The following is a 12,553-nucleotide window of genomic DNA, read 5'->3' on the forward strand; positions in this document are numbered from 1 at the left end:
CCCTCATCGCTTCAGGAAGCCGCGGATCGCGGTGACCACGCGCTCACGCTGCGCATCGGTCAGAGCCGAGCCGCTCGGCAGGGTTAGACCGCGTGTGAACAGTGCCTCCGACGCCCCGTTGGTCTTGCTGCGCGCACCGTCGAAGACGGGCTGAGCATGCATCGGCTTCCAGAGCGGGCGGCTCTCGATGTCGTCGGCGGCGAGCGCTGCGGCGAGTTCGGAGGGCTCCCAGCCCGTGACGGACGAGTCGATGAGGATAGACGTCAACCAGACGTTGTCCGCGTCGTCCCCCTCGGCACCGAAGACCTCCACGCCATCGACCGCGGCGAAGAGCTGCTTGTACAGCTCGCGCATCTCGCGACGGCGGGCGATCATGGCGTCGAGGCGAGCGAGCTGCGCGCGGCCGAGCGCCGCGAGCAGGTTGCTCATCCGGTAGTTGTAGCCGATGTCGGTGTGCTCGTAGTGCACCACCGGCTGCCGTGCCTGGGTGGCCAGGTACCGCACGTGTTGCGCGAAGTCGGCGTCGTCGGTGAGCAGCATTCCGCCACCGGACGTCGTCATGATCTTGTTGCCGTTGAACGACACGATGGATGCGCGTCCGAAGCTGCCCGCCGCACGACCGGCGTGCGTGGCGCCCAGCGACTCCGCCGCATCCGCCACGACCGGCACACCGAACTCGTCGGCGATCGCGAGGACCGCGGTGTAGTCGATGGCCTTGCCGAGCAGGTCGACCGGGACGATGGCCGACACGTGCTCGCCGGCCTCGCGCAGCTCGACGAGAGCCTCACGCAGCAGTGCCGCGTCGATGTTCCCGGTCGCGGGATCGGCGTCGATGAAGTACGGCTCGGCGCCGGTGTAGACGATGGCGTTGGCCGTCGCCGCGAAGGTCATCGACGAGGTGAGCACCACGTCACCCGGCTTCACGCCGAGCGTGAGCAGTGCGAGGTGCAGAGCCGCGGTCCCCGAGCTCAGCGCCACCGCATGCGCAACGCCGACGCGCTCGGCGAGCTCGCGCTCGAAGGCGTCGACATCGGGGCCGAGAGGTGCGATCCATCCGGATCGCATCGCCGCGACGACCGCCTGCTCCTCTGCTTCGCCGACATCGGGCGAAGACATGTAGATCCGCTCGCTCACGCCTCTGACACCTTTTCCGCACGGATGGGCTCGATCGCCACCGTGTCATTGATCCGCGGGCTCGCGAACATCCGGTCCATCCAGCCCGCCTTGTCGAGCCGCTCGGGCGTGATGATGTCGGCCCGTGTGTGCGACACCTTCGGGTGGAAGGGCCGCTCCAGGTTCTCGCGCGAACCGACGAGCTCTTCGTGCAGCTTCTCGCCGCGACGGAGCCCGGTGAACACGATCTCGACGCTCTTGCCCGACATCGCGATCATGCGCTTGGCGACCTCGAGGATCGACACCGGCTCGCCCATGTCGAGGATCAGCACCTCGCCCGCGCGCCCGATGCCGCCCGCCTGGACGACCAGCTGGCACGCCTCGGGGATCGTCATGAAATACCGCGTCGCCTCGGGATGGGTGACCGTGATCGGCCGCCCCTCGGCGATCAGCCGCTGGAACGTCGGCAGCATCGACCCGCGGCTTCCGATCACGTTGCCGAACCGCACCGAGAGGTACCGCATCCCGGTCACGGATCCCGCCCAGGCGGTGAGCTTCTCGGCGACGCGCTTGGAGTGACCGAGCACGCTCGTCGGGTTGGCCGCCTTGTCGGTCGAGATGTTGACGAAGGTGTCGACGCCGACGGCACGCGCGGCGTTGATCACGTTGAGCGTGCCCAGCACGTTCGTCTTCCACGCCTCGTCGGGATACTGCTCGAGCATCGGCAGGTGCTTCAGAGCGGCGGCATGGAACACGACCTCGGGGCGACGGTCGACGAAGATGTCGAGCAGATTCTGCTCCTCACGGATGTCCGCGAGGACGACGTCGCGAGAATCGAGCAGCCCGTGGCCGAGAGTCCCGAGCTGCGCCACCTGAAGGCCGGTCTCGTCGCGGTCGACCATGATCAGCTCGCTCGGACCGTACTTGGCCAGCTGTCGGCACAGCTCCGAACCGATGGAGCCGCCGGCGCCGGTCACGAGCACGCGGCGACCGGTGATGTACCCGGCGATGAGCTCGACGTTCGTGTCGACGGGGTGGCGTCCGATCAGATCCTCGATGCTGATGTCGCGCACGTCGGTGACGGACTGCTCCCCCGACGCGAGAGTCGCCAAGGTGGGAGTGACCGCGACCCGCAGGCCGGCGCTCGCGGCACGGTCGCTCAGCGCACGCAGCAGGGTGCTGTCGGCATTCGGGATGGCGATGACGGCGAGCTTCGCGCCGGTGCTCCGGGCGGCCGACGCGATGTCGCGTGTGGTGCCCAGCACCGGCACGCCCCGCAGACGGAGGTTGCGCTTGGCCGGGTCATCGTCGAGCAGGCCGACGGGTCGGATCGGCGAAGACGGGTCGGTCGTGACGTTCGCGAGCAGCTTGTCACCGAGGAACCCCGCACCGATGATCAAGGCCGCCTCGGCATCAGCACCGGGCTTGCGTGCACGCTCGATCGCGAGACGAGCCACGTACCGCACGCCGAACATCAGCAGCAGCACGAACGGGAAGGCGAGCAGCAGCGTGCCGCGCGGGATGCCGACGATCGGCCCGATAGGAATGACGATCAGCGACAGCAGCACCGCCTCGACCACGACGATCAGCGCCACCGCACGGACCTCGTCGAAGGAGCCGTAGGTGAATCGCCCGCGGTAGAGGGCTGTCGCGAATCCGACGCCCATCTGGATGACGCCGGCGGCGAGCGCGAGCACGATCGTCGCGATCCACCCCTGGGGGTCCATCATGAACTCGAAGCGGAGCGCGATCGCCAGGACGACGCCGAAGGTCCAGGCGAGCCCATCGACCGCCGCGGCGAGCATCCGGCGTCGCCGCTGCTTCACGGACACCTCGGACAATATTGGAATATTGCCGGTAGACACGTCGACAGACCCATCCGGAATCAAGATACGGAGCCCCCTCAGACTTATTCAATCCCCAGGAGATATGTTCTCACAGCGAACGAGCAGGTCTGTGCGTTAGGGCGTTCCCTCGCCATCTACCGGCGGATCGGTGCCGGGGTCAGTTTCGCCGCCACCGGGGTTCGGGACAGGCGGAGTAACGCCGGTTCCCGGGTCGGTGCTTCCCTCCGTGGGCGGATTCTGAGTCCCGTCGCCCTGCTGCTGCTGTTGCTGCGGCTGCCACTGGTTCATGTCCTCGCGCTGGTCGCGCTCGATCTCGAACCGCAGCTGGTCCGCAGCCAAAGCGACGAACGCATCCCGGTAGGCCGCCAGCGCCGAACGTCCCTCGACCGTCCACAGATCCGCGGCAGCGACGCGCGCCGCCGCATCGGTCACAGCCGCACGCAGCGACTCCTCGGCATCCGGGTAGCGGCCGAGCGCGGCCTGGGCAGCGGGCACGAACGATGCGGCGTACGCATCCACCGCCACGTCGGCGGTGGGCCGAAGCGCATCGAACTTCTCGCGGACAGCCCGCGCCTCGGCGGTCGCGTCGTCCATCGCGACCAGACGCTCCTGCACGCCGTCGATCGCGCCGCCGACCTCCACGAGCGAATCCTCGTCGATGTCGGCACGTACGTACTCCGTCGGAAGCTCCGGAACGGTGATCGCCGCCAGCCCCGAGGCATACGCATCGACGGCCGTGAGCGCCGTGGCGAGCGCGGCGGCGTCGGTCACCGCGATCGGCGCATCGTCGGCTCCCCCGGCCGGATCCGGCGCGGTGCTCGTCCCGGTGAGCGCGCTCCGCAGCGGGGCGACCTCCGCCGTCTGCGCGTCGATGTCGGCGATGAGCCGGTCCTGAGCCGTCTTCAGGGACTGGTGAGCATTCAGAAGGGCGGCCTCATCGGCCTCCAACGAGTCCACGGCACTCGCGGCCGGGCTGGCCGTCGCCATCTGGATGCCGCCGACGGTGCCGGCGACGACCAGCGCCACGACGGCGAGCGAGGCAGCCGACAGCGTCACGGCGTCGACTGAGCGCCTCGGCCGCTTCTTCGAACGGGAGGACTCCCCGGAACCTGCACCGACCGGAACGGCGGTGCGCGCGGCGGCCTGAACCATGTCGGCGAGAGCTCGAGCATCTGCGTCGGACGTCGCCGCTGCGCCACTCTGCCGCGGCTCGCCGATCATCTCCCGCAAGCGGCGCGCAGTGTGGTGGTCGTCCAGCACCACGCTCCCTGCGTCGCCGGCGCGGGGCCCGTCAGGGAAGAGATCGTTGAGGTGCGTCATGTCGCCTTCATAGGAATCGGTAGTCTCGGAAGACGATACCGCCGATCGCACTCGACCACGCTGGAGAGCTTTGGACATCCATGACTACCTTCGGGTGTTCCGCCGACAGATCGTCGTGATCGTCGCGAGCGTTCTGATCGGGCTCTCCACGGGTGCGCTGGTCGCGATGCTCACCCCTCTCCGCTACCAGGCTTCGACCGAGGTCATGGTGGCCGCGCAGGTCGCCGACACGGCCACGCCCGCGGAACGCTCGCTCGCCACCGGGTACGCGAAGCAGGCCGTCGAGACCTACCGCTCGCTCATCACGAGCTCCCTCGTGCTCGACCCCGTCACCGAAGACCTCGGCCTCACCACAGCCCCCACGGGCATCAGCGCCTCCGCACCCCTCAACAGCGCGATCATCACGATCACGGTCGACAACCGCAACCCGGGGCAGGCCGCCCGCATCGCGAACGCCGTCGCCGAGAGTTTCGCCACCGTCGTCACCGACACGCTCGAGAGCCGCGAACAGGCGGCTGCGTTCAGCATCCGGATCGTCACGCTCGAACCCGCTCAGGTGCCGACGAATCCCGTCGCGCCGAACCTCTCCCTCTCTCTCATCATCGGCTCGCTGCTCGGGCTCGCCGTCGGCGTCGGCGTCGCCCTCCTGCGGGCGACGCTCGACCGCCGGGTGCGCGTCGCCGCCGACGTCGAGGCCGCCGTGCCGGTTCCCGTCCTCGGACAGATCCCGCTCGACCCGGACACGGGCGAGCACCCCCTCGCCATGAGCACCGCGCCGCACGGCCTCCGCGCCGAGGCCTACCGCAGCCTCCGCACCAACGTGCGCTTCTTCTTCTCCGGCAACCAGGGCGTGTTCGTCGTGACCAGCTCCGGCCCGGGCGAGGGCAAGTCGACCACGGCGGCGAACCTGGCACTCGCCTTCGCCGACGCCGGTCAGCGCGTGGCCCTGCTCGACGGCGACCTCCGCCTCCCCCGCGTGGCCGAGTACTTCGGCATCGAGGGCGGCATCGGGCTCAGCGATGTGCTGGCCGGTCGCGTGCAGCTCAACGACGTCATCCAGCGCTGGGGCCGCAGCGCCCTGTTCGTCCTCCCGGCCGGCACTGTGCCGCCGAACCCGGCCGAGCTGCTCGGCTCTTCCGCGATGGAGGGCCTGATCGAGACGCTCACAGAAGCCTTCGACGTCGTCATCATCGACGCGCCACCGCTGCTGCTCGTGACGGACGCCGCCGTGATCGCGCGCGTCACGACCGGAGCCCTGCTGATCGCCGCCGCCGGATCGTCGCAGGCGAACCGGCTCGCCGACGCGGCCAAGAGCATCGAGTCGGTCGGAGCCCGAGTGCTCGGAACCGTGTTGACGAAGGCACCGGTCACCGCGGCCGCGAGCACGACTTACAGCGCCGCTGCGCCGACCACGACGAACTGACCACACGCAGCGGCCGGTCGTCCCACCGCCGCTGTGGAAGAATACCGGGATACCGTTTTCACGGCCCGCCTTGATCGGCAGAGGTCGCATTGCATCAGGGGGAATCTGCCGCGTGGAACTTCGCGACTATGTGCGTGTGCTGCACAGAAACTGGATCCTGATCCTCGTCCTGATGGTCCTCGGCCTCGCCGGCGGTGCCGGCTATGCCGCACTGCAGCAGCCGAAGTACGTCGCATCGACGCAGCTGTACGTCTCGGTCCGCACCGAAGGCGCCGCCACCGGTGACCTCGTGCAGGGCACGACCTTCGCACGACAGATGGTCACGAGCTACGTCGACGTCGTCGGCACGGCGCTCGTGCTCGAACCCGTGATCGAGGAACTCGGCCTCGACGACTCGGTCTCGGGCCTCAGCAGCCGCGTCACCGCGACCACGCCGCTCAACACGGTCCTGATCGACGTGAGTGTGACCGACGGCGACCCCGAGCAGGCGGCGGCCATCGCCAATGCCGTCGCAGTGAGCTTCCAGGACGCGGTGCAGAAGACGCTCGAGCAGCCCGCGACCGAAGACGCCGTCAGCCCGGTGCGCATCACCGTGACCGAGCCCGCCATCGCCTCCTCCACGCCGACGAGCCCCAACGTGCGCCTGCTGATCGTCCTCGGCGGCATCATCGGCCTCGCTCTCGGGCTCGGCATCGCGATGCTGCGCACCGTGCTCGACAACCGCATCCACACGCTCCACGACATCGAGACGCTCACCGATCGCCCCGTCCTCGGTGGCATCGCGTACGACCCGGATGCCACCAAGCGCCCGCTGATCGTGCACGCCGACCCGCGCAGCCCGCGCGCCGAATCGTTCCGCAGCCTGCGCACGAACCTGCAGTTCCTCAACCTCGACTCGGGCCCCCGCATCTTCGTCGTCTCCAGCGCCGGCCCCGGCGAAGGCAAGTCGACGACCACCGCCAACCTCGCGATCGCCCTCGCCGAGACCGGAGCCCGCGTGGCCCTGGTCGACGGCGACCTGCGACTGCCCCGTGTGGCCGACTACCTGGGCATCGAGGGTGGCGTCGGACTCACCGACGTGCTCATCGGACGCGTGGACGTGGCCGATGCGCTGCAGAAGTGGGGCACGTCCGACCTGTACGTCCTGCCGAGCGGGCAGGTCCCGCCGAACCCGAGCGAGCTGCTCGGCTCGGCCGCGATGGATCAGGTGCTCAAGTCGCTCGGCGACTACTTCGACTACGTGCTGATCGATGCCCCGCCGCTGCTGCTGGTGACCGACGCAGCCGTGGTGGGAAGCAAGACCCGCGGAGTGATCCTCGCCGCGGCCTCCGGCAAGACGAAGAAGCAGGAGCTCTCCGGAGCACTGCGGGCACTCGAGAACGCCGGCGTGCAGATGCTCGGCGTGGTCGTCACGATGCTGCCGACCAAGGGACCCGACAGCTACGGCTACGGCTCGTACACCTACGGTTCGACGCACGACCTCGACGGCGAGACGTCGACGGATCGCCGGAAAGCGAAGAAGGCCAAGAAGGCGAAGAGCGCCAAGAAGCGCGAAACCGCCCGAGCCTGACCTGCCCGCGACCGAGCCGCACCACTACTTGGTCGGCGCCACCCGGAAGACGATGCCGTGATAGAGCACGAAGCGCAGCAGGACCACGATGACGATGCTCGTCAGGTTCACGAGGTTGACGGCGACCGCCCCGGGCTCTCGGCCGAGCACCGCGGCGACCGCTTCGACGCCCACCCAGACGAGCACGGCGCCGATGGCCGTGCAGACGGCGTTGGTCACGAGGAACAGCGTGACCTCGGAGACCCGTCCGCGACGATCCCGGTGACGGAACGTCCACTCGCGGTTGCCGATGTACGCGTTCACGAGCGCGACGAGCGAGGCGACGATCTTCGCGGCGACCACATCCCATCCCCACACGTAGACCAGCAGGTTGAAGACGCCGACCTCGATGAGGGTGCTCAGAGCACCCACGACGAGAAAACGGCTGCCGACGCTGGCGATGCGACGGATGCGGGAGGGAGGGTTCATGGCTCAACTAGGCTACTGGCTGATCCCCGCGCCCTCCGCCACCCCAAGGACCCCGTGACCCTTCGCCACCTCGCCGTCGTCATGCCCGCCTACAACGAGGCCGAGGGCATCCAGGGCTTCATCGACGAGATCCGCGACTGCGTCTCTCCCCTGGCCGACCGCATCACCTTCCACGTCGCCGACGACCGCTCCACGGATGCCACCGCCTCGGTGTTCGACGGCGTCTCCGACGTGACCGTCGCGGTTCAGCCCCTGAACCGCGGCCACGGCCCGACAGCCCTCGCGGCTTACCGCGCTGGACTTGCCGCCGACCCCGACGTGCTCGTGCATGTGGACGGCGACGGGCAGTTCTACGGCAGCGACTTCATTCGGCTGATCAACGCACTCACGACCGAAGACGCCGACGTCGTCCACGGCGTGCGCGACGGCCGTACCGACCCCTGGTACCGCAAGGTGCTCACGGGGGCAGTGGGCCTGCTGATCGCCCTCGCCGCCGGACGCCGCATCCCCGACGTCAACACCCCGCTGCGGGCCTACCGCCCCGATGCCCTGCGACTGCTCGTCGACGCGACCCCGGCCGACGCCACGGTGCCGCACGTGCACTTCTCCCTCGCCGAGGCGCGCGCGGGCTTCACCGTGCGCTACCTGCGCGTCGCCAGCATCCCCCGACGCGGAGCATCGACCACCGGCACCATGTGGGGGCGAGGCAACTCCGTCACCCTGCCGCCGAAGCGTCTGCGCCGGTTCGTGCGCGTCGCCCTCGTCGAGGCATGGACGCTCTCTCTGCGGCCGTCCGCTCCCCTGCGCAGCATCCGTCGGCCGGAGACCGTCGCGCGATGACCCGCGCACGCACGATCGCGTTCTGGGCGGCGGCCGTCGCCCTGCTGATCGGGCATGTCATCATCGCGTGGCACAGCCTCCTGGTGTGGCGCTTCTGGGAAGACGAGGCCTTCAACCTCACCGTCCCGCTCAACCTGCTGGACGGTCTCGGATACTCCAGCGACGGCGCCCTCTCCGGCTCGACCATCACACCCTTCGACCCGCGCATCTCGACCGGGCCCGTCGTGCTCCTGCCCGTCGCCGCGCTCCTCGCGACCGGGATGGACCCGGTGCTGGCCGCACGACTCGTCCCCTTGGCCTTCTGGGTGGCGCTCCTCGCCGGCCTCGCCGTGATCGGGCGACGCATCGGCGGACGCTGGGCCGCTCTGCTCGCGGTCGCCGTTCCCCTGGCATTCACGGCGGATGCCGGCTTCTCCCCCATCCAGGGCCCCGCCGACCTGCTGGGCGAGATCCCCGCGGCCGCGCTCCTCGTCTGGGCCCTCACACTGCTTCCCCGACGCGCCTGGCTGGCCGGGCTTCTCGTGGGCCTCGCGATCCAGGCGAAGCTCATCGCCGCCCTCGCGCTGCCCGCCTTCGCCATCGCCCTGTGGGTGCTCTCCGACGGCACCGGCTGGGCGCGCGTGCGCGACGCCCTCCGGCGATCGTGGCTGCCCCTCCTGCTGGCCGCCGTGCCCACGCTGCTCCTCGAGCTGGGGGCGCTGCTGTCGCTGGGGTTCTCCGGCTATGTGCAGCACGTGCGCGACTTCGCCCACTTCCTCCGCACCGGCGGGCAGGGTGACGCCGCGACCACGGTGCTGCAGAAGCTCGGCACATTGGCGGACTCGTGGTCGCTGCCCGGTTTCGTCGCCGTGATCGGAGCGGTCATCGCCCTCGGCCTCGCCCTCACCGGCATCGTGCTGCGCTGGCGTGACGCGAACGCAGCGGACCGGATCGTGATCGCCTACGCCCTGGCGGCGATCGTCGGCGCACTCGCCTTCGTGGGCTGGTGGGCGACCGCCTACCGCTTGCCGCTGTGGGTGCGGCACCCCGCACCCGGCATCCTGGCGTTCTTCCCCGTCATCGCCGCGGTCGCCCTGTGGGCGGTGGCGGCCCTGCCCCGCCGCAAGGGCATTCGTGCCATCGGCATCGTCGCCGCCTCCGCGCTGGCCGCCGTGATTGCCGGTGGCGGCGTGAGTCATGTCGCGTCGACGTACGAGCCCCGCACCACGTTGGAGAGCCAGCGCACAGCCCTCGTGCCGCTCACGGCCTGGGTCGAGGCGAACGACGTCGAGTGGCTGGCCGCGGAGCCCTGGGGGTATGCGGTCGCGCCCATCGTGCTGACGGGTGCGCACGTCGGGCTCTTCGACGCCCCCGCGATGGCCGACGTGCCCCGACTGACCACGCAGCCGTGCACGACCGAGACGCTCGTCGACGCCGGCCAGTACCGCATCTGCGCGGCACCCTGACCGTCGCACCTCGGCGCCCCTATACACAGAGAACCGGCCGACCGCTGAGATCAGCGACCGGCCGGTTCCGAGGTTCTGCGAGTGTCAGAGCGAGAGGCGCTCCTGGACGACCTCCGCCAGGCGTCCGGCGTAGGCGTGCACCGACTCCGCATCGGCGGCTTCGACCATGACGCGCACCAGGGGCTCGGTGCCGGACTTGCGCAGCAGCACGCGGCCGGAATCACCCAGCTCGTCCTCGATGTCGCGCACAGCCTGCTGCACGACCTCGTCGTCTGCGACCCGATCCTTGTCGACGTCGCGCACGTTGATGAGCACCTGCGGGTACACGGTCATGATCGACGCGAGCTCGGCGATCGACTTCTTCTGTCGTGCCATCTCGGCCACCAGGTGGAGGCCCGTGAGGATGCCGTCACCGGTGGTGGCGTACTCGCTCATGATGACGTGTCCGGACTGCTCGCCGCCGAGCGCGTATCCGCCCTCGTTCATGTCTTCGAGCACGTAGCGGTCGCCGACGGCGGTCTGACGCACCGTGATGCCGTGCTCGCGCATCGCGACATGCAGGCCGAGGTTGCTCATGACGGTCGCGACGAGGGTGTCGTCGGTGAGGCGTCCGCGCTCCTTCATCGACACCGCGATGATAGCCATGATCTGGTCGCCGTCGATGTGATTGCCCTCGGCGTCCACGGCGAGGCAGCGGTCGGCGTCGCCGTCGTGGGCGATGCCGATGTCGGCTCCCAGACGCACGACAGCCTCAGCGAGGTTGTCGAGGTGGGTCGAGCCGACTCCGTCGTTGATGTTCCAGCCGTCGGGATCTGCCCCGATGACCGTCACCTCGGCGCCCGCATCGCGGAACGTCTCGGGCGAGACGCCGGATGCCGCGCCGTGGGCGCAGTCGAGCACCACGTGGATGCCCTCGAGACGATTCGGCAGCGAGCCGAGGAGGTGCACGACGTAGCGGTCCTCCGCGTCGGAGAAGCGGTCGACACGGCCGACGCCCGCGCCGGTCGGGCGCAGCATCTCGCCGTGCATGGCCTCTTCGATGCGCTGCTCGACCTCATCGGGGAGCTTGCGGCCCCCACGGGCGAAGATCTTGATCCCGTTGTCGGGAGCGGCGTTGTGCGACGCCGAGATCATGACACCGAAGTCGGCGTCACGGTCGGCGACGAGGAACGCCAGCGCCGGGGTCGGGATGACGCCGGCCTCGAGCACGTCGACTCCCGAGGAGGCGAGCCCGGCCGAGACGGCCGAGGTCAGGAAGTGTCCGGAGACCCGGGGGTCCCGGGCGACCACTGCGGTGAGTCGCTTGCCTTCGGCCTTGCGAGCCTCCGCAGTACGGCCCTGGCCCAGGACGACAGCAGTCGCCTGGGCCAGGGTGAGCGCCAGGTCGGCGGTGAGGACGCCATTGGCAAGTCCTCGCACGCCGTCCGTGCCAAAGATCGGCATCGGAGCAGTGGACCTTAACGCTTCGAGTACTGAGGCGCCTTACGGGCCTTCTTGAGTCCAGCCTTCTTGCGCTCCTTGACGCGAGCGTCGCGCGAGAGGAAGCCGGCCTTCTTCAGGGTCGGACGGTTGTTCTCCTCGTCGATGCCGTTCAGCGAACGAGCGATGCCGAGACGGAGCGCGCCGGCCTGACCCGAGGGGCCACCACCGGAGATGCGCGCGATGACGTCGTATGCACCGGTGAGGTTCAGCACCGTGAACGGGTCGTTGATCAGCTGCTGGTGCAGCTTGTTCGGGAAGTAGTCCTCGATCGTGCGGCCGTTGACCGTGATCGTGCCCGAGCCGGGGACGATGCGCACGCGGGCGATGGCCTGCTTGCGACGGCCGACAGCGGCACCCGGGACGCTGAGGACGGGGCGGGGAGCCGCCTCGACCACGTCGGTCTCCGGAGTCGACGTCGAGAAGTTCTGGGGGGTTTCGGTGGTGTCCTGGATGTCAGCCACGAGTATGTCCTTAAGTCTTTACGGCGCTTACTGGGCGACCTGGTCGAGGGTGTACGTCTGCGGCTGCTGCGCGGCGTGCGGGTGCTCAGCACCGACGTACACCTTGAGCTTGGACAGCTGCTGGCGGCCGAGGCTGTTCTTGGGGAGCATGCCACGGATGGCCTTCTCGACAGCGCGGACCGGGTTCTTCTCCATCAGCTCGGCGTAGGTGACCGACTTGAGGCCGCCCGGGTAACCCGAGTGGCGGTAGGCCAGCTTCTTCTGGAGCTTCTGACCGGTGAGCGCGACCTTGTCGGCGTTCACGATGATGACGAAGTCACCCGAGTCGATGTGGTTGGCGAAGGTCGGCTTGTGCTTGCCACGCAGGAGCGTAGCGGCGTGCGAAGCCAGACGGCCGAGAACGACGTCGGTGGCGTCGATGACGACCCAATCGCGCTGGACTTCGCCAGCCTTGGGGGTGTAAGTGCGCGTCACGATAGTGCTGCTTTCTTGTGTCGAACGGAGAAGTTCGTGAATCCCACTCCGGGGTGGTTCTTCCCTACAGGGAGGAACACGCCAGTGGAGGGCTCACGTTCGGACGATGC

The 12,553-nt window shown here is 69.1% G+C and carries 11 protein-coding genes; 4 read left to right on the forward strand and 7 right to left on the reverse strand.

Translation table 11 applies throughout. From position 1 onward, the window contains the following. Positions 1-3: 3 nt before the first annotated feature. From J7E45_RS05305 to J7E45_RS05315, 3 genes are all read right to left on the reverse strand, one after another. A complete protein-coding gene (locus J7E45_RS05305) occupies positions 4-1,134 on the reverse strand; it encodes a DegT/DnrJ/EryC1/StrS aminotransferase family protein (protein ID WP_215067668.1) in 1,131 nt (376 codons plus the stop codon). Further along, positions 1,131-2,945 carry a nucleoside-diphosphate sugar epimerase/dehydratase gene (locus J7E45_RS05310; protein WP_308162062.1) on the reverse strand — a complete coding sequence of 605 codons (1,815 nt, stop codon included), beginning with the start codon at positions 2,943-2,945 and terminating at the stop codon, positions 1,131-1,133. Before J7E45_RS05310 ends, J7E45_RS05305 begins: the two co-directional genes overlap by 4 nt. A 129-nt stretch (positions 2,946-3,074) precedes the next feature. Beyond that, a complete protein-coding gene (locus J7E45_RS05315; RefSeq protein ID WP_215067670.1) occupies positions 3,075-4,280 on the reverse strand; it encodes a hypothetical protein in 1,206 nt (401 codons plus the stop codon). A 70-nt stretch (positions 4,281-4,350) separates the two neighbouring features. On the opposite strand from J7E45_RS05315, the gene J7E45_RS05320 reads away from it, so the two are divergent. Further along, a complete protein-coding gene (locus J7E45_RS05320; RefSeq protein ID WP_215067671.1) occupies positions 4,351-5,703 on the forward strand; it encodes a polysaccharide biosynthesis tyrosine autokinase in 1,353 nt (450 codons plus the stop codon). Positions 5,704-5,839: 136 nt separating this feature from the next. Then, complete coding sequence (locus J7E45_RS05325) at positions 5,840-7,273, forward strand: polysaccharide biosynthesis tyrosine autokinase (protein WP_374225448.1); 1,434 nt, start codon at positions 5,840-5,842, stop codon at positions 7,271-7,273. A gap of 24 nt (positions 7,274-7,297) precedes the next feature. On the opposite strand, the gene J7E45_RS05330 is transcribed toward J7E45_RS05325, so the two are convergent. Continuing rightward, complete coding sequence (locus J7E45_RS05330; protein ID WP_215067673.1) at positions 7,298-7,741, reverse strand: GtrA family protein; 444 nt, start codon at positions 7,739-7,741, stop codon at positions 7,298-7,300. A gap of 54 nt (positions 7,742-7,795) precedes the next feature. Here J7E45_RS05330 and J7E45_RS05335 point away from each other — a divergent pair, with 54 nt between their 5' ends. Then, positions 7,796-8,581, forward strand: coding sequence for a glycosyltransferase family 2 protein (locus J7E45_RS05335; protein ID WP_215067674.1), 786 nt, complete (start codon positions 7,796-7,798; stop codon positions 8,579-8,581). Further along, the gene (locus J7E45_RS05340; protein ID WP_215067676.1) at positions 8,578-10,026 is read left to right on the forward strand and encodes a hypothetical protein; all 1,449 of its coding nucleotides are present in this window, start codon (positions 8,578-8,580) and stop codon (positions 10,024-10,026) included. Before J7E45_RS05335 ends, J7E45_RS05340 begins: the two co-directional genes overlap by 4 nt. Positions 10,027-10,110: 84 nt before the next feature. Here J7E45_RS05340 and glmM read toward each other — a convergent pair whose 3' ends face one another. The 3 genes from glmM to rplM are packed head-to-tail and all read right to left on the reverse strand — an operon-like array spanning position 10,111 to position 12,443. After that, positions 10,111-11,469, reverse strand: coding sequence for a phosphoglucosamine mutase (gene glmM, locus J7E45_RS05345; RefSeq protein WP_215067678.1), 1,359 nt, complete (start codon positions 11,467-11,469; stop codon positions 10,111-10,113). Between the two features lie 14 nt (positions 11,470-11,483). Next, on the reverse strand, positions 11,484-11,969 hold the full coding sequence (gene rpsI, locus J7E45_RS05350) for a 30S ribosomal protein S9 (RefSeq protein WP_028502255.1): 486 nt from the start codon (positions 11,967-11,969) through the stop codon (positions 11,484-11,486). Between the two features lie 27 nt (positions 11,970-11,996). After that, positions 11,997-12,443 carry a 50S ribosomal protein L13 gene (gene rplM, locus J7E45_RS05355; protein WP_091035162.1) on the reverse strand — a complete coding sequence of 149 codons (447 nt, stop codon included), beginning with the start codon at positions 12,441-12,443 and terminating at the stop codon, positions 11,997-11,999. Positions 12,444-12,553: the final 110 nt, after the last annotated feature.

The organism is Microbacterium sp. ISL-59, assembly GCF_018613945.1.
Lineage (GTDB): Bacteria > Actinomycetota > Actinomycetes > Actinomycetales > Microbacteriaceae > Microbacterium > Microbacterium oxydans_B.

Bases quoted from the DNA above. Each gene is read 5' to 3' on its own strand.
- J7E45_RS05315 (WP_215067670.1), bottom strand. From the start codon at position 4,280: ATGACGCACCTCAACGATCTCTTCCCTGACGGGCCCCGCGCCGGCGAC.
- J7E45_RS05330 (WP_215067673.1), bottom strand. From the start codon at position 7,741: ATGAACCCTCCCTCCCGCATCCGTCGCATCGCCAGCGTCGGCAGCCGT.
- J7E45_RS05340 (WP_215067676.1), top strand. From the start codon at position 8,578: ATGACCCGCGCACGCACGATCGCGTTCTGGGCGGCGGCCGTCGCCCTG.
- glmM (WP_215067678.1), bottom strand. From the start codon at position 11,469: ATGCCGATCTTTGGCACGGACGGCGTGCGAGGACTTGCCAATGGCGTC.